Genomic DNA, 15,918 nt, shown 5'->3' on the forward strand with positions numbered 1-15,918 from the left:
CGGTGGGTCACAGGCGGGCGGCCTTCAGGGCCATGTGGAGGAGCAGGCGGGACTCGCCGTCGGAGAGGTCGAGGCCGGTGAGCTGTTCGATGCGGCCGAGGCGGTAGTAGAGGGTCTGGCGGTGGACGGCGAGGGCCGCCGCGGTGCGGGCGGCCTGGCCGGCGTGGTCGAGGTAGAGCTCGGCGGTGCGGGCCAGTTCGCGGTGGGCCGGGGCGAGCAGGGGGGCGACCGCCGGGTCGGGCGGGGTGTCCGCGGGCAGGGCGGTGAGCAGCCGGTAGGGGCCGAGGTCGGACCAGCGGGCGGCCGGGCCGAGGTCCGGCTGGGCGTCGGCGGCGCGCGCCGCGTCCGTCGCCTCCCGCCACGCGGAGGGGAGCCCGGCGAGCGACGGGCGGCCGTCGCTGATGCCGGCCGCGCCCGGCGCGCCGAGCGCCTCCAGCAGCCGCAGCGCCGCCGTCCCGGCCGGCGCGGCCAGCTGCGCCGCGCGCAGCCGTACCAGCAGGGCGACCGACCGGCCGACGCGGGTGAGCGCCGCGGCGCCCGGCGCGACCCGCAGCCCCGGCAGGTCCTGCGGCGGGACCGCGGCGAGCCGCACGCACACCAGGGCGTGCGGCTGGTCCGCGTCCTCGCCGAGCGCGGCGCGCAGCGCGTCCTCCGCCTCGTCGCGGGCGGCCCGCGACGCGGCGGTGAGCAGGGCGCGCAGCGCCAGCCCGGCGTCGGAGCCGGCATGCGTGGCGGCGGCCAGCCGGGCGCCGATCCGGGCCGCCACCGCCATCGCCGCGGCGAGCTGCGCCTCGGTGTGCTCGGCCTCGTCGAGCAGCCAGACGTAGCCGTAGACGACGCCGGCGTGCCGCACCGGCAGGCACAGCCGGCCGCGGAACACCCCGGCCGCGGGGGCCGCCGGGATGCGCACCGGGGCGGTCGCCCGCGCGATGCCGAACCGCTCGAACCAGGCCCTGACCTCGGTGGTGGACCCGCGGGTGAGGATCGAGCGGGTGCGCACCGGATCGGTCGCGGTGTCGTCCTCGCTGTCGTGCACGCCGAAGGCGATCAGCCGGAAGTCCCGGTCCTCCAGCGTCGCGGGCGCGCCCAGCAGCGCGGACACCTCGTCCACCAGGTCCTGGAAGTCCTCGTACGCACCGGCCACCCCGCCATTGTCCCCCGTGCCTCATACAGATGTATGAGGACCCGCACCCGGATGCGTGACAGGTGTCGATGGTTCCGGGGCAGGGGGAAACCTAGATTCGCGGTGACGGCCCGCACCCGCCGAGAAGTCCGTCCCGCCGCCCTGCTCTGGAGGAGCCCCCGTGTTCGGTCCCGTGTTGCTCGCCGCCTCGCGCAGCGACCGTATGCGCCGAGTCGTCGCCGCCGCGCCCGTCACCCGTCCCGTGGTGAACCGCTTCGTCGCGGGCGACGCCCTGCACCCCGCGCTGGACCGGGTCCGCGCGCTGACCACCGGCGGCCTCGACGTCACCCTCGACCACCTCGGCGAGGACGTCACCGACCGGGCCACCGCGCACGCCACCCGGGACGCCTACCTGCGGCTGCTGGAGACCCTGCGCGAGGAGAAGCTCGGCGCCCGCGCCGAGGTCTCCGTCAAGCTCTCCGCCTTCGGGCAGGCGCTGCCCGACGGCGGCCACGACATCGCGCTGGAGGGGGTGCGCCAGGTGGCCGAACTCGCCACCTCGATCGGCACCACGGTGACCCTCGACATGGAGGACCACACCACCGTCGACTCCACGCTGGCCATCCTGCGCGAACTGCGCCCGGCCCACCCGAACACCGGCGCGGTGCTCCAGTCGTACCTGTTCCGCACCGAGGACGACGCCCGCGCGCTCGCCGTCGACGGGTCCCGGGTCCGCCTGGTCAAGGGCGCCTACAAGGAGCCGGCGAGCGTCGCGTACCAGGACAGGCGCGAGGTCGACAAGGCGTACGTGCGGGCGCTGCGCATCCTGTTCGAGGGCGACGGCTACCCGATGGTCGGCTCGCACGACCCCCGCATGATCGCCATCGCCCAGGACCTCGCGGCCCGCAACCACCGCGCGGCCGGCAGCTACGAGTTCCAGATGCTCTACGGCATCCGCACCGCCGAGCAGCGCCGCCTCGCCGACGAGGGCGAGCGGATGCGGGTGTACGTGCCGTACGGCGCCGACTGGTACGGCTACTTCATGCGCCGGCTCGCCGAGCGCCCGGCCAACCTGGCCTTCTTCCTCCGCTCCTTCGCCCCCAGCCGCTGACCCGACCCCCACAAGGAGACACGCTCCATGGACGCCGTGACCCAGGTCCCCGTGCCGGTCAACGAGCCGGTGCACACGTACGCGCCCGGCAGCCCCGAACGCGCCCGGCTCGAAGCGAAGCTCAAGGAGCTGGCCGGCAACCCGGTCGACCTGCCGATGTTCATCGGCGGCGAGGAGCGGATGGGCGGCGGCGAGCGCTTCGACGTCGTGCAGCCGCACAACCACGGCGCGCGCCTGGGCAGCTACGCCGGCGCCACCACCCAGGACGCGCGGGACGCCGTCGACGCCGCGCTGGCCGCCGCGCCCGCCTGGCGGGCGATGTCCTTCGACGACCGCGCCGCGATCATCCTGCGGGCCGCGGAGCTGCTGGCGGGCCCCTGGCGGGAGACCGTCGCCGCGTCCACCATGCTCGGCCAGTCCAAGACCGTGCAGCAGGCCGAGATCGACAGCCCCTGCGAGCTGGTCGACTTCTGGCGGTTCAACGTCCACTACGCCCGGCAGATCCTCGCCGAGCAGCCGGTGGCCAACGCGCCCGGCGTCTGGAACCGCCTCGACCACCGCCCGCTGGAGGGCTTCGTCTACGCGATCACGCCGTTCAACTTCACGGCCATCGCGGGCAACCTGCCCACCGCCCCCGCCCTGATGGGCAACGTGGTGGTCTGGAAGCCGTCGCCGACCCAGACGCACTCCGCGGTGCTGCTCATGCGGCTGCTCAAGGAGGCGGGGCTGCCCGACGGCGTGATCAACCTCGTCACCGGCGACGGCGTCGCGGTCTCCGAGGTCGCGCTCGCCCACCCGGAGCTGGCCGGCATCCACTTCACCGGCTCCACCAGGACCTTCCAGTACCTGTGGCGCACCGTCGGCGAGAACATCGAGCGCTACCGCTCCTACCCGCGGATCGTCGGCGAGACCGGCGGCAAGGACTTCGTGGTCGCCCACCCCTCGGCCGACCCGCAGATCCTGAAGACCGCGCTGACCCGCGGCTCCTTCGAGTACCAGGGCCAGAAGTGCTCGGCCTCCTCCCGCGCCTACATCCCGCGCTCGATCTGGGAGAGCGGCTTCAAGGAGGAGTTCGCCGCCGAGGTCGACGGCATCACCATGGGCGACGTCACCGACCTCAGCAACTTCCTCGGCGCGGTCATCGACGAGCGTGCCTTCGCCAAGAACAAGGGCGCGATCGACCGGGCCAAGGCCGACCCCTCGGTCGAGGTGCTGGCCGGCGGCACGTACGACGACTCGGTGGGCTGGTTCGTCCGCCCGACCGTGCTGGTCTCCTCCGACCCGGAGAACGAGATCTTCCGCGAGGAGTACTTCGGCCCGGTGCTCGGGGTGCACGTCTACGAGGACGCCGACTTCGAGGCGATGCTGGAGCAGATGGAGTCCGTCTCCGACTACGCGCTGACCGGCGCGGTCATCGCCCAGGACCGGGCCGCCGCCGCCGCGGTGATGGCGAAGCTGCGGTACGCCGCCGGCAACTTCTACATCAACGACAAGTCGACCGGCGCGGTCGTCGGGCAGCAGCCGTTCGGCGGCGGCCGTGCGTCGGGCACCAACGACAAGGCGGGCGCCGCGCAGAACCTGATGCGCTGGACCTCGACCCGCGCGATCAAGGAGACCCTGGTGCCGCCGACCGACTACCGGTACCCGCACCAGGGCTGAGCCACCCGGCCCCACCTGCCGCCGCCCCCGCGTCCTGACCTCATCCGGACGCGGGGGCGGCTTTCACCGGCCCCGGATCGGCGCCCGGAGCGGGGCCCGGACCGGCGCCGCGGGGGGCGGCGGGTGATCGGCCGTCTCAGATAGTAGGAAGTCCGAGTAATTGTGGCGACAGGACGGCCGCACTGTCCTAACTTTGTAGGAAGCCGAACGTTCCCGCTCGATCGAGCGAGTGGCGGATGTGCGGGCAGCGCCTCCACGCGGGTCACCCCCCGCGGCGCGCCCCACCGCCCGCGTTCCATGGCACGACATCCCCGATGTCCTCCGATCCGCTCCTGGAGTTGATTCCCATGGACGAGACCGCACGTCAGAACGCCCTGCGCGCCCTGCAGCGCAGCATGGACCGCCGCGACAACGGCGGCAGCACCGGTCACGAACCGCGCTGACCCCACCGCCGCCACCGCCGTACCGCCGTCACCGCCGCCGCGTCCGCATGCCGGACGCGGTGTGTCAGGGGGTGGGACGCGGAGTAGGGTGCCGGACATGTCTCGCACCCTCAGCCTCGCAGTGATCCCCGGTGACGGAATCGGCCGGGAAGTGGTGACGGAGGGCCTCAAGGTCCTCACCGCCGTGCTCCCGCCGGACACCAAGCTGGAGACGAAGGAGTACGACTTCGGCGCCACGCGCTACCACGCGACCGGCCAGACCCTCACCGACGAGGACCTGACCCAGCTGAAGGCGCACGACGCCATCCTGCTCGGCGCCATCGGCGACCCGTCGGTGCCGTCCGGGGTGCTGGAGCGCGGCTTCCTGCTCAAGCTCCGGTTCGCCTTCGACCACCACGTCAACCTGCGCCCGAGCAAGCTCTTCCCGGGCGTCGGCACCCCGCTGGCGGGCAGCCCCGCCATCGACTTCGTGGTGGTCCGCGAGGGCACCGAGGGCCCGTACACCGGCAACGGCGGCACCATCCGCACCGGCACCCCGCACGAGGTCGCCACCGAGGTCAGCCTCAACACCGCCTTCGGCATCGAGCGCGTGGTCCGCGACGCGTACGAGCGCGCCCAGGCCCGCCCGCGCAGGAAGCTCACCCTGGTCCACAAGAACAACGTGCTGGTGCACGCCGGCCACCTGTGGACGCGGATCTTCGAGGCGGTCGGCCGCGAGTACCCCGACGTGGCCACCGACTACCTGCACGTGGACGCGGCGACGATCTTCCTCGTCACGCAGCCCGAGCGCTTCGACGTGATCGTCACCGACAACCTCTTCGGCGACATCATCACCGACCTCGCCGCGGCCGTCTCCGGCGGCATCGGCGTCGCCGCGAGCGGCAACATCAACCCCTCGGGCGAGTTCCCCTCGATGTTCGAGCCGGTGCACGGCTCCGCGCCGGACATCGCGGGACAGTCCAAGGCCGACCCGACCGCGACCGTGCTGTCGGTGGCCCTGCTGCTGCGGCACCTCGGGTACGAGGCCGAGGCCGCGCGGATCGACACCGCCGTCCAGGCCGACCTGGCGGAACGCGCCGGGCAGCCGGCCCGCAGCACGGTGGCGATCGGCGACGCGCTGGCCGCGCGCGTCTCCGGCTGACCGCTCCCTCGCGGGCGTGCGGTAGGTACCCGGCCCCACCGCTGCGATAATCGGCGGTGGGGCCGCTGCACGGCGGGAAACGTGGACGTCCTAGCATCCGGGACGGCAGCCACCAGGACACGGTGAAGGACGGAAGACATGACGACGCCCACGATCGAGCTCAAGCCCTCCTCGCACCCGCTCGCCGACGCCGAGCGGGACGCGATCCTGGCCGGCCCGGGATTCGGCCGCCACTTCACCGACCACATGGTCACCATCAAGTGGACCGAGGGCCGCGGCTGGCACGACGCCCAGCTCGTCCCGTACGCGCCGCTGTCCATCGACCCGGCGAACATGACGCTGCACTACGCGCAGACGATCTTCGAGGGCCTCAAGGCGTACCGCCAGCCCGACGGCTCGGTGGCGAGCTTCCGGCCCGAGGCCAACGCCGAGCGCTTCCAGGCATCCGCGCGCCGCCTGGCGATGCCGGAGCTGCCGGTCGAGACCTTCATCGCGGCGTGCGAGGCGCTGGTGCGCCAGGACAAGGCGTGGGTGCCGAGCGAGGGCGAGGCGTCGCTGTACCTGCGGCCGTTCATGTTCGCCACCGAGGTGGGCCTGGGCGTGCGCCCGTCCAACGAGTACCTCTTCCTGGTCATCGCCTCCCCGGCCGGCGCCTACTTCTCCGGCGGCGTCAAGCCGGTCTCGGTGTGGCTGTCCGAGGAGTACGTGCGCGCCGCCCCCGGCGGCACCGGCGCCGCCAAGACCGGCGGCAACTACGCCGCCTCCCTGGTCGCGCAGGCCCAGGCCATCGGGCACGGCTGCGACCAGGTGGTCTGGCTGGACGCGATCGAGCGCCGCTGGATCGAGGAGATGGGCGGCATGAACCTGTACTTCGTGTACGGCGACCGCATCGTCACCCCCGAGCTGTCCGGCTCGCTGCTGCCCGGCATCACCCGCGACTCGCTGCTGTCCATCGCCGCCGACCTCGGCTACGAGGTGGCCGAGGGCCGGATCAGCGTCGAGGACTGGAAGCGCGGCAACGAGGACGGCACGCTGACCGAGGTCTTCGCCTGCGGCACCGCGGCGGTCATCACCCCGGTCGGCTCGGTGAAGTCCACCCGGGCCGGCTGGACGGTCGCCGACGGTCAGCCCGGAGCGGTCACGATGCGGCTGCGCGCCGCCCTCCTCGACATCCAGTCCGGCCGCGCCGCCGACCCGCACGGCTGGATGCGCCCCCTCGGCGCGTAGCGCCCCGAAGGGGCGCGGTCTCCCAGGCGCGCGGCCCGGTCCGCCAGCCCCGGCTCCGCCCGGGAGGCACCCCCGCCGTCGCGACGGGGGCGGCAGGCCGTCACCGGCCCGAGCGGCCCGGTCTGCTCTCCCCGGCTCTGCCGGGAGCCGCTCCCGCGCCCCCTCGCGGGCGCCGCGCGCCCGCATGGTGAGACCCGCGTCCACGCGGACCGCGCGTGTGGCAGACTGCCCACGTGTCCTCGTACGCCATGATTATTGGCCGCAGGCACGCCGGTCCGCAGTGACCGTTTCCCGCTGACCCCAGCGAAACGGCACCGTGCCTCAGACCCGCGTGCAGACCTCTCGCATCCGCGAGAGGTTTTTTCGTTTCCCGGCCCACCCGCGCCGGAGGCGACAGCGCACGAGGATGATGGGGGCAAGTGGAGTCGGAACCTCCGGATGGCCCGACCATCCGGAGGGCACCCACCCACCCGACAGGAGTGACAGCCATGACCGCCGAACCCGACGACAGCTTCCATGTCTTCGACACCACGCTGCGCGACGGCGCCCAGCGCGAGGGGATCAACCTCACCGTCGCCGACAAGCTGACGATCGCCCGGCACCTGGACGACTTCGGGGTGGGCTTCATCGAGGGCGGCTGGCCCGGCGCCAACCCCCGCGACACCGAGTTCTTCGCCCGCGCCCAGAAGGAGCTGGAGCTGCGCCACGCGGTCCTGGTCGCCTTCGGCGCCACCCGCAGGGCCAACAGCGTCGCCGCGCAGGACCCGCAGGTCAACGCGCTGCTGGAGTCCGGCGCCCCGGTGATCACGCTGGTCGCCAAGGCGCACGACCGGCACGTGGAGCTGGCGCTGCGCACCACGCTGGAGGAGAACCTGGAGATGGTCAGGGACACCGTCTCCCACCTCGTCGCGCAGGGCCGCCGGGTCTTCGTCGACTGCGAGCACTTCTTCGACGGCTACCGGGCCAACGCCGAGTACGCCACCCAGGTCGTGCGGACCGCGCACGAGGCGGGCGCCTCCGTCGTGGTGCTGTGCGACACCAACGGCGGCATGCTGCCCGCGCAGGTGCAGGCCGTCACCGGCCTGGTGCTCGCCGACACCGGTGCGCGGCTGGGCATCCACGCCCAGGACGACACCGGCTGCGCGGTCGCCAACACCCTGGCCGCGGTGGACGCCGGCGCCACGCACGTGCAGTGCACCGCCAACGGCTACGGCGAGCGGGTCGGCAACTCCAACCTCTTCCCGGTCGTCGCCGCGCTGGAGCTCAAGCACGGCCGCCGGGTGCTGCCCGAGGGCGCGCTCGGCGAGATGACCCGGATCTCGCACGCCATCGCCGAGGTGGTCAACCTCCCGCCGTCCACCCACCAGCCCTACGTGGGCGTCTCCGCCTTCGCCCACAAGGCGGGCCTGCACGCGTCCGCGATCAAGGTCGACCCCGACCTCTACCAGCACATCGACCCCGAACGCGTCGGCAACACCATGCGGATGCTGGTCTCCGACATGGCCGGCCGCGCCTCGATCGAGCTGAAGGGCAAGGAGCTCGGCATCGACCTCGGCGGCGACCGCGCGCTGGTCCAGCGGGTCGTGGACCGGGTCAAGGAGCGCGAGCTGCAGGGCTACACCTACGAGGCCGCGGACGCCTCCTTCGCGCTGCTCATGCGGGGGGAGCTGCAGCGGGCCGAGGGCGGCAGGGCGGGCCGCTTCTTCCGCATCGAGTCCTGGCGGGCCATCACCGAGGACCGCCCCGACGGCAGCCACGCCAACGAGGCGACCGTCAAGCTGTGGGCGAAGGGCGAGCGGATCGTCGCCACCGCCGAGGGCAACGGCCCGGTCAACGCCCTCGACCGGGCGCTGCGGGTGGCCCTGGAGCGGATCTACCCGCAGCTCGGCGGCTTCGCGCTGGTCGACTACAAGGTCCGTATCCTCGAAGGCCGTTACGGCACCGACTCCACCACGCGGGTGCTGATCACCACCACCGACGGCAGCGCCGAGTGGTCCACCGTCGGCGTCGCGGAGAACGTCATCGCGGCCTCCTGGCAGGCCCTGGACGACGCCTACGCCTACGGCCTGCTGCGGGCCGGCCTCGAACCCCAGGAGTGACGCCGGCGGGCCCGCGGACGGCACGCGCCGCGGGCCCGGCAGCCGATCCGGGCGAAAACCTGGCGGACGCGCGTAGACCTCGGGCAGACTCCTCCTGCGCCACCTGCACACCCCCAGCCCCGGCGGCAACCGCCGCCCCGCAGGAGGAGATCGCATGAGCAGCACCACTCTTGTCCCCCCGACGTCCCTCGCGCGCCCCCGGTCCGCTCCGCGGCCCGGCCCGCAGTTCCGCCTGCGGCCCCGGACGCGCGCCGTCCTGAGCATCCTGACGCTCGTCCTCACCGTGCTCTTCGCGCCCGGCGTCGGGCTCGCCACGAGCCACGACGCCTACGCGGTCACCAAGCTGACGCAGGCCCAGGCGGAGAGCATGTTCCGCGCCGCCGGCATCACCTGGTCCTCGTCCGGCGGCTGCACCAACCGCAACAACTCCACCTGCACGTCCTTCGACGGCCTCAACCAGGCCACCGCCCAGGGCGCGGTGACCCTCAAGCACGCCAGCGGCTGCGCGATCAACATCACCGGCGGCACCGAGGTCGGCCACGCCAGCGGCACCTACTCGCACTACAACGGCTACAAGCTCGACATGGGCAAGAACACCTGCCTCACCAACTACGTGCACGCCTTCGCCTACATCGGCCTGCGCGGCGACGGCTACCCGATGTGGCAGTCCGGCGCCGGAAACGTGTACACCGACGAGGGCTCGCACTGGGACGTCCTGTACTACAACTGCGGCGGCTGCTGACCGCCGCCGTACCGGCCCCCGCTCAACCGGCCCCCGCCCGCGCGGCCCACACCCGCCCGGCCGGCGGTGAAAACCGCTCGGCCGGGCGGGCGCCGGGCCCGTAGGGTGCCCCGGTGACGCAGCCCCGGAACGCCGGCGAGACCGGCGAGACCCTCCTGACCCGGCCCGCGCGGCCCGCCGACGCCGCCGCCATCGCCCAGGTCCACATCAGGTCGCGCGAGGCGACCATGCCCTACCTGCCGCCGCGCAGGCGCTCCGACGCCGAGGTCGAGGCGTGGGTGCGGGACGTGGTGCTGCCCGGCAGCCGGGTGTGGGTGGCCGAACTCGGCGGCCGGGTGGTCGGCTACGCCGCCGTCGAGGGCGACCACCTCGACGCCCTGTACCTGCTGGCCGAGGTGCGCAGGCGCGGCATCGGCAGCCGCCTGCTGGCGGCGGCGAAGGCGCACCGGCCGCAGGGGCTCAGCCTGTTCGTCTTCCAGCGGAACACCGACGCGCGCGCGTTCTACCTCCGCCACGGCTTCACCGTCACCGCCGTCACCGACGGATCGGCCAACATGGAACGCGAGCCCGACATGGCGATGCGCTGGTCACCGGTGACGAACGGCACACGTACTGTCGGGTAACCGGCGGGAGCCCGCCGCCGTAAGGTGAGCGCCACACCCTCACCCCGACCGACACCGGGAGAATCGCATGCGCTCGGCGAAGGACTTCTTCCGTCCGCTGGCTGTGGGGGCTCCGGCCCCCGTGCGGGAGGTGCCGTTCCGGCCCTCGCGGATGATCCACTTCTTCGACCCAGGCAACGAGAAGATGGCCGCCAAGGTCCCGGCCCTGGTCGCGCAGGCCGACGTGCTGCTGGGCAACCTGGAGGACGCGGTGCCGGCCGACCGCAAGGAGGCCGCGCGGGCCGGGCTGGTGAAGACCGCCCGGTCCACCGACTTCGGCGACACCCAGCTGTGGACCCGGATCAACAGCCTGGACTCGCCCTGGGCGCTGGACGACCTGCTCACCCTGGTCACCGAGATCGGCGACAGGCTCGACGTCGTCATGGTCCCCAAGGTCGAGGGCGCCCAGGACATCCACTACGTCGACCGGCTGCTCGCCCAGCTGGAGGCCAGGGCCGGGCTGACCCGGCCGATCCTGGTGCACGCCATCCTGGAGACCGCGGCCGGCGTCGCGAACGTCGAGGAGATCGCCGGCGCCAGCCCGCGCATGCAGGGCATCTCGCTCGGCCCGGCCGACCTCGCCGCCAGCCGCAGGATGAAGACCACCCGGGTCGGCGGCGGGCACCCCGGCTACCTGGTCCGCGAGGACCCCCCGGCCGGCGGCGGCGACGCCCCCCGCGCCACCTACCAGCAGGACCTGTGGCACTACACGATCGCCAGGATGGTCGACGCGTGTGCGGCGCACGGCATCCTCCCGTACTACGGCCCCTTCGGGGACATCCAGGACGTCACCGCCTGCGAGGACCAGTTCCGCAACGCCTTCCTGCTGGGCTGCGTCGGCGCCTGGTCGCTGCACCCGGTGCAGATCGCGGTCGCGAAGAAGGTGTTCTCGCCCGCGCCCGCCGACGTCGCGTGGGCGTACCGGGTGATCGAGGCGATGGGCGACGGCACCGGCGCGGTGATGATCGACGGCAAGATGCAGGACGACGCGACGTACAAGCAGTGCCGGGTCGTCGTGGAGCTCGCGGAGGCGCTCGCCGGCCGCGACCCGGAACTGGCCGCCGCGTACGCCGCGGCCCGTGAGGAGTCCGCATGACCACCCCCGGCTCGGCCGCCGCCCCCGCCGACAGCCCCGCAGGGGACCTGCTGCGCCCCCGCCGCTCCGTGCTCTACATGCCGGGCGCCAACGAGCGCGCCCTGGAGAAGGCCAGGAGCCTGCCCACCGACGCGCTCATCCTCGACCTGGAGGACTCCGTCGCCCCGGACGCCAAGGAGGACGCCCGCAAGCGGGTGGCGGCCGCCGCGGCGAGCGGGGCGTACGGCCACCGCGAGGTGACGATCCGGGTCAACGCGCCCGGCACCCCCTGGCACGCCGGCGACCTGCGGGCCGCCGCCGAGGCCGGGCCCGACGCCGTCGTGGTGCCGAAGGTCGACTCGGCGCGGACCGTGCGGGAGGTGGCCGCCGCCCTGGAGGCGGCCGGCGCCCCGGACCGCACCGCGATCTGGGCGATGATCGAGACGCCCGCGGCGGTCTTCGCCGCGCGCGAGATCGCGGCCGCCTCGGAGCGGCTGACCGTACTGGTCCTCGGCACCAACGACCTCGCCAAGGAGCTGCACGCCGAGCACGTGCCGGGCCGCGCCCCGCTGCTCACCGGCCTGTCGCTGGTGCTGCTCGCGGCCCGCGCCACCGGCCGGGTCGTCTTGGACGGTGTCTACAACGACGTGCGCAATCTCGAAGGTTTCGAGGCGGAGACCCTCCAGGCCCGGCAGCTCGGCTTCGACGGCAAGACGCTGATCCACCCCGGCCAGCTCGAACCCTGCAACCGGATCTTCGCCCCGGCGGCCGAGGAGGTCGACCGCTCCCGGCGGATCATCGACGCCTTCGAAGAGGCCACGTCACAGGGGAGGGGCGTGGTCACGGTGGACGGCAGGATGATCGAGAACCTGCACGTCGAGCAGGCCCGGCGGGTGCTGGCGCTGGCCGCCGCGGTGGCGGACCGGTGACCCGTACGGCCTAGACCACGCCGGCGAACCTGATAGGCAAAACGGACAAAACCAGGGGCCCTGTCCGACGAGGACAGGGCCCCCTGCGCTGACCCCACTGTGGGGTTCCACCATGAAGTGCGGACGGACACTGTACAGAGTCGATGGCCCGGAATCCGCCCTCCCGCTCGTACTGTCGATGCATGACCACATCGCAAGAGGCGCCCGTCGCGGTGACCGACGCCCGAGGGCGCGTCGCCGAGCTCCACGCCATCCGCGCGGAGGTGCGGCGCGGACCGAGCGAGAAGGCGACCGAGGCCCAGAAGGCCAAGGGGAAGCTGACCGCGCGCGAGCGGATCGACCTGCTGCTCGACGAGGGCACCTTCCGCGAGGTGGAGCCGCTGCGGCGGCACCGGGCCAGCGGTTTCGGCCTGGAGGCCAAGCGCCCTTACACCGATGGCGTCATCACCGGCTGGGGACTGGTGCACGGCCGCACCGTCTTCGTCTACGCCCACGACTTCAGGATCTTCGGCGGCGCGCTGGGCGAGGCCCACGCCACCAAGATCCACAAGATCATGGACATGGCCATCTCGGCGGGCGCTCCGCTGGTCTCCCTCAACGACGGCGCGGGCGCCCGGATCCAGGAGGGCGTCTCGGCGCTCGCCGGATACGGCGGCATCTTCCAGCGCAACACCCGGGCCTCCGGTGTGATCCCGCAGATCAGTGTGATGCTCGGCCCGTGCGCGGGCGGCGCGGCCTACTCGCCGGCGCTCACCGACTTCGTCTTCATGGTCCGTGAGACCTCGCAGATGTTCATCACCGGACCCGACGTGGTCAAGGCGGTCACCGGCGAGGAGATCACCCAGAACGGCCTCGGCGGCGCCGACGTGCACGCCGGCATCTCCGGTGTCTCGCACTTCGCCTACGACGACGAGCAGACCTGCCTGGAGGAGGTCCGCTACCTGCTGTCGCTGCTGCCGCAGAACAACCGGGAGAACCCGCCCGCGGTGGAGTGCCAGGACCCGGCCGACCGCCGCTCCGACATGCTGCTCGACCTGGTGCCCGCCGACGGCAACCGCTCCTACGACATGCACAAGGTGATCGAGGAGATCGTCGACGAGGGCGAGTACCTGGAGGTCCACGAGCGCTGGGCCACCAACATCATCTGCGCGCTGGCCCGGCTCGACGGCCAGGTGGTCGGCATCGTCGCCAACCAGCCGGCCTCGCTGGCCGGCGTGCTGGACATCGAGGCGTCCGAGAAGTCCGCCCGGTTCGTCCAGATGTGCGACGCGTTCAACATCCCGATCATCACCCTGCTGGACGTCCCCGGCTTCCTGCCGGGCGTCGCCCAGGAGCACGGCGGCATCATCCGGCACGGCGCCAAGCTGCTCTACGCCTACTGCAACGCCACCGTCCCGCGGATCTCGCTGATCCTGCGCAAGGCGTACGGCGGCGCCTACATCGTCATGGACAGCCAGTCCATCGGCGCGGACCTGACCTACGCCTGGCCGACCAACGAGATCGCCGTGATGGGCGCGGAGGGCGCGGCCAACGTGATCTTCCGCCGGCAGATCGCCGAGGCCGACGACCCCGAGGTGATGCGGGCGCACATGGTCAAGGAGTACAAGTCCGAGCTGATGCACCCGTACTACGCCGCCGAGCGCGGTCTGGTGGACGACGTCATCGACCCGGCGGAGACCCGCGAGGTGCTGATCGCCTCGCTGGCCATGCTCCGCACCAAGCACGCGGACCTGCCGTCGCGCAAGCACGGCAACCCCCCTCAGTGACCCCGCTGCGTGAGATCCAGGAGACCACAGTGAGCACTCCCGCCGATTCACACCTGCGCGTCGAGCGGGGTCACGCCGACCCCGAGGAGCTCGCCGCGCTGACCGCGATCCTGCTCGCCCGCGCCGCGGCGGGCGAGACGCCGGCCGGCCCGGCAATGCCGGCGCGGTCCACCGCCGACTGGCGGCGCCTCGAGCGCACCCCGGGCTTCCGCGCCCCGCACTCCTGGCAGGGCTGACCCGCCGCACCGACACCACGACGCCGGGCCCCGACCGCAGAGACGGTCGGGGCCCGGCGTCGTCGTCGCGGTACCGCGGCGGTCAGCGCAGCCGGGCCATCAGGGCGTGCTCGACCAGCGTGATGAGCGCGCTCTTGGCCTCGGCGCGGTGCCGGGCGTCGGTGGTGATGATCGGCGCCTCGGGGCCGATCTGCAGCGCCTCGCGGACCTCCTCGGGCCCGTACGGCTGGTGGCCGTCGAAGCCGTTGAGCGCGATGACGAACGGCAGGCCGCTGTTCTCGAAGTAGTCCACCGCCGGGAAGCAGTCCGCCAGCCGGCGGGTGTCGACCAGCACGATCGCGCCGATGGCGCCGCGCACCAGGTCGTCCCACATGAACCAGAACCGGTCCTGCCCCGGCGTGCCGAACAGGTAGAGGATCAGGTCCTCGTCGAGCGTGATGCGGCCGAAGTCCATCGCCACCGTCGTGGTGGTCTTGTCCGGCGCGTGCGTGAGGTCGTCGATCCCCGCGGAGGCCGAGGTCATCACGGCTTCCGTGCGCAGCGGATTGATCTCCGACACGGCACCGACGAACGTGGTCTTGCCCACGCCGAATCCGCCCGCCACCACGATCTTCGCGGAGGTGGTGGCGCGGGTCGGACCGCTAGAGCTTCCGAAGTCCACTGAGCACCCTTTCAAGCAGTGTCACATCTGGCTGGCCGCCGGCGGACGCGTCGCCGCCGGGCTGGTGGATCGCGACCAGTCCCGCCTCGGCCAGGTCGGCCACCAGGATCCGCACCACGCCGAGCGGGATGGTCAGCAGCGCGGAGATCTCCGCGACCGACTTGACCTCCCGGCACAGCACGCAGATCCGCTGGTGCTCCGGCAGCTGACCGCGCAGCCGCTCGGGCTCGGCGGTGGTACTGACCAGGGCCTCGATGGCCAGCTGGTAGCGCGGCCTGGTGCGGCCGCCGGTCATCGCGTAGGGACGTACCAGGCCGGACGGCGTCCGCGGACGGCCGCCGCCGCCCGCGCCGCTGCCGCCCCGGCCCGGGTTGCCGCCGCCGCGCGCCGACTGCGGCGGCGGCGCCTGCGGCGGCGCGTAGGGCTGGATGCGCGGCTGCCGGTACTCGGGCTCCGGAGTGGGCGCCGAGGGGAAGTTGTACGGGTTCAGGGGCGGCTGATGCTGACTGCCGTACGGATCTCCGCCAGGCGACGTGCTCACGAGTCCTCCTCCTGATACTGCCTGCGACGCCCGTCCGGGCGGCCCCCCGCGGGGACACCCGGACGACTCCGCACGCAGTTGCGTTAGTTGAGCAGGCTGCCCTGCAGTTCGGCCCGCAGATCCGGGGTGAGTACGGTGCCCGCCCGGTCCACGAGCAGTGCCATTTCGTAGCCGACGAGGCCGATGTCGCACTCGGGGTGCGCGAGCACGGCCAGGGAGGAGCCGTCGGAGACGGACATGATGAAGAGGAAGCCGCGTTCCATCTCGACGACGGTCTGGTTGACGCTGCCGCCCTCGAAGATGCGCGACGCCCCGGCGGTGAGCGAGGTCAGGCCGGAGGCCACTGCGGCCAGCTGGTCGGCGCGGTCGCGCGGGAATCCGTCGGACATCGCGAGCAGCAGGCCGTCGGCGGAGACCACCACGGTGTGGGACACCCCGGGGGTGTTGTCCACGAAGTTGGTGATCAACCAGTTCAGGTTCTGTGCCGCCTGGCTCATCGGACT

General features: G+C 72.8%; 16 protein-coding genes. 12 read left to right on the forward strand and 4 right to left on the reverse strand.

The window, feature by feature from the left end; genetic code table 11:
- Nucleotides 1–7: 7 nt before the first annotated feature.
- Nucleotides 8–1,144: a PucR family transcriptional regulator gene (locus V2S66_RS02285; RefSeq protein ID WP_330792669.1), complete on the reverse strand. Its 1,137-nt coding sequence runs from the start codon at nucleotides 1,142–1,144 to the stop codon at nucleotides 8–10.
- Between the two features lie 160 nt (nucleotides 1,145–1,304).
- On the opposite strand from V2S66_RS02285, the gene V2S66_RS02290 reads away from it, so the two are divergent.
- The 12 genes from V2S66_RS02290 (at nucleotide 1,305) to V2S66_RS02345 (ending at nucleotide 14,213) form a co-directional block, all read left to right on the forward strand.
- Nucleotides 1,305–2,234 carry a proline dehydrogenase family protein gene (locus tag V2S66_RS02290; RefSeq protein ID WP_330792670.1) on the forward strand — a complete coding sequence of 310 codons (930 nt, stop codon included), beginning with the start codon at nucleotides 1,305–1,307 and terminating at the stop codon, nucleotides 2,232–2,234.
- Between the two features lie 27 nt (nucleotides 2,235–2,261).
- A complete protein-coding gene (gene pruA, locus V2S66_RS02295) occupies nucleotides 2,262–3,893 on the forward strand; it encodes an L-glutamate gamma-semialdehyde dehydrogenase (protein ID WP_330792671.1) in 1,632 nt (543 codons plus the stop codon).
- 314 nt (nucleotides 3,894–4,207) lie between these two features.
- Nucleotides 4,208–4,336, forward strand: a complete 129-nt coding sequence (locus tag V2S66_RS02300; protein WP_330792672.1) for a hypothetical protein — start codon at nucleotides 4,208–4,210, stop codon at nucleotides 4,334–4,336.
- Nucleotides 4,337–4,433: 97 nt separating this feature from the next.
- Complete coding sequence (locus V2S66_RS02305; protein WP_330792673.1) at nucleotides 4,434–5,477, forward strand: 3-isopropylmalate dehydrogenase; 1,044 nt, start codon at nucleotides 4,434–4,436, stop codon at nucleotides 5,475–5,477.
- Nucleotides 5,478–5,615: 138 nt separating this feature from the next.
- A complete protein-coding gene (locus tag V2S66_RS02310; protein WP_330792674.1) occupies nucleotides 5,616–6,704 on the forward strand; it encodes a branched-chain amino acid aminotransferase in 1,089 nt (362 codons plus the stop codon).
- Between the two features lie 488 nt (nucleotides 6,705–7,192).
- A complete protein-coding gene (gene cimA, locus V2S66_RS02315) occupies nucleotides 7,193–8,803 on the forward strand; it encodes a citramalate synthase (RefSeq protein ID WP_330792675.1) in 1,611 nt (536 codons plus the stop codon).
- Between the two features lie 154 nt (nucleotides 8,804–8,957).
- On the forward strand, nucleotides 8,958–9,545 hold the full coding sequence (locus V2S66_RS02320; protein WP_330792676.1) for a hypothetical protein: 588 nt from the start codon (nucleotides 8,958–8,960) through the stop codon (nucleotides 9,543–9,545).
- A 113-nt stretch (nucleotides 9,546–9,658) separates the two neighbouring features.
- Nucleotides 9,659–10,168 (forward strand): GNAT family N-acetyltransferase, encoded by a 510-nt coding sequence (locus tag V2S66_RS02325; protein ID WP_330792677.1) that lies wholly within the window; start codon nucleotides 9,659–9,661, stop codon nucleotides 10,166–10,168.
- 67 nt (nucleotides 10,169–10,235) lie between these two features.
- Nucleotides 10,236–11,303 carry an HpcH/HpaI aldolase/citrate lyase family protein gene (locus V2S66_RS02330; RefSeq protein WP_330792678.1) on the forward strand — a complete coding sequence of 356 codons (1,068 nt, stop codon included), beginning with the start codon at nucleotides 10,236–10,238 and terminating at the stop codon, nucleotides 11,301–11,303.
- Nucleotides 11,300–12,211 (forward strand): HpcH/HpaI aldolase/citrate lyase family protein, encoded by a 912-nt coding sequence (locus V2S66_RS02335; protein ID WP_330792679.1) that lies wholly within the window; start codon nucleotides 11,300–11,302, stop codon nucleotides 12,209–12,211. The genes V2S66_RS02330 and V2S66_RS02335 overlap by 4 nt, the downstream gene beginning before the upstream one ends.
- 182 nt (nucleotides 12,212–12,393) lie before the next feature.
- Entirely contained in the window at nucleotides 12,394–13,977 is a 1,584-nt protein-coding gene (locus tag V2S66_RS02340) for an acyl-CoA carboxylase subunit beta (RefSeq protein WP_330792680.1), read from the forward strand.
- A 29-nt stretch (nucleotides 13,978–14,006) separates the two neighbouring features.
- Entirely contained in the window at nucleotides 14,007–14,213 is a 207-nt protein-coding gene (locus tag V2S66_RS02345) for an acyl-CoA carboxylase epsilon subunit (protein ID WP_330792681.1), read from the forward strand.
- Between the two features lie 82 nt (nucleotides 14,214–14,295).
- Here V2S66_RS02345 and V2S66_RS02350 read toward each other — a convergent pair whose 3' ends face one another.
- From V2S66_RS02350 to V2S66_RS02360, 3 genes are all read right to left on the reverse strand, one after another.
- Nucleotides 14,296–14,874, reverse strand: a complete 579-nt coding sequence (locus V2S66_RS02350; RefSeq protein ID WP_326452080.1) for a GTP-binding protein — start codon at nucleotides 14,872–14,874, stop codon at nucleotides 14,296–14,298.
- Nucleotides 14,855–15,415 (reverse strand): DUF742 domain-containing protein, encoded by a 561-nt coding sequence (locus tag V2S66_RS02355; RefSeq protein WP_330792682.1) that lies wholly within the window; start codon nucleotides 15,413–15,415, stop codon nucleotides 14,855–14,857. The genes V2S66_RS02350 and V2S66_RS02355 overlap by 20 nt, the downstream gene beginning before the upstream one ends.
- Before the next feature lie 83 nt (nucleotides 15,416–15,498).
- Entirely contained in the window at nucleotides 15,499–15,912 is a 414-nt protein-coding gene (locus V2S66_RS02360) for a roadblock/LC7 domain-containing protein (protein WP_033173109.1), read from the reverse strand.
- Nucleotides 15,913–15,918 lie beyond the last annotated feature (6 nt).

It is taken from the genome of Actinacidiphila polyblastidii (assembly GCF_036353415.1).
Lineage (GTDB): Bacteria > Actinomycetota > Actinomycetes > Streptomycetales > Streptomycetaceae > Actinacidiphila > Actinacidiphila polyblastidii.

Coding starts and splice junctions, on each gene's coding strand:
- pruA (WP_330792671.1), top strand. CDS start 2,262: ATGGACGCCGTGACCCAGGTCCCCGTGCCGGTCAACGAGCCGGTGCAC.
- V2S66_RS02300 (WP_330792672.1), top strand. CDS start 4,208: ATGTCCTCCGATCCGCTCCTGGAGTTGATTCCCATGGACGAGACCGCA.
- V2S66_RS02305 (WP_330792673.1), top strand. CDS start 4,434: ATGTCTCGCACCCTCAGCCTCGCAGTGATCCCCGGTGACGGAATCGGC.
- V2S66_RS02310 (WP_330792674.1), top strand. CDS start 5,616: ATGACGACGCCCACGATCGAGCTCAAGCCCTCCTCGCACCCGCTCGCC.
- cimA (WP_330792675.1), top strand. CDS start 7,193: ATGACCGCCGAACCCGACGACAGCTTCCATGTCTTCGACACCACGCTG.
- V2S66_RS02320 (WP_330792676.1), top strand. CDS start 8,958: ATGAGCAGCACCACTCTTGTCCCCCCGACGTCCCTCGCGCGCCCCCGG.
- V2S66_RS02330 (WP_330792678.1), top strand. CDS start 10,236: ATGCGCTCGGCGAAGGACTTCTTCCGTCCGCTGGCTGTGGGGGCTCCG.
- V2S66_RS02335 (WP_330792679.1), top strand. CDS start 11,300: ATGACCACCCCCGGCTCGGCCGCCGCCCCCGCCGACAGCCCCGCAGGG.
- V2S66_RS02340 (WP_330792680.1), top strand. CDS start 12,394: ATGACCACATCGCAAGAGGCGCCCGTCGCGGTGACCGACGCCCGAGGG.
- V2S66_RS02360 (WP_033173109.1), bottom strand. CDS start 15,912: ATGAGCCAGGCGGCACAGAACCTGAACTGGTTGATCACCAACTTCGTG.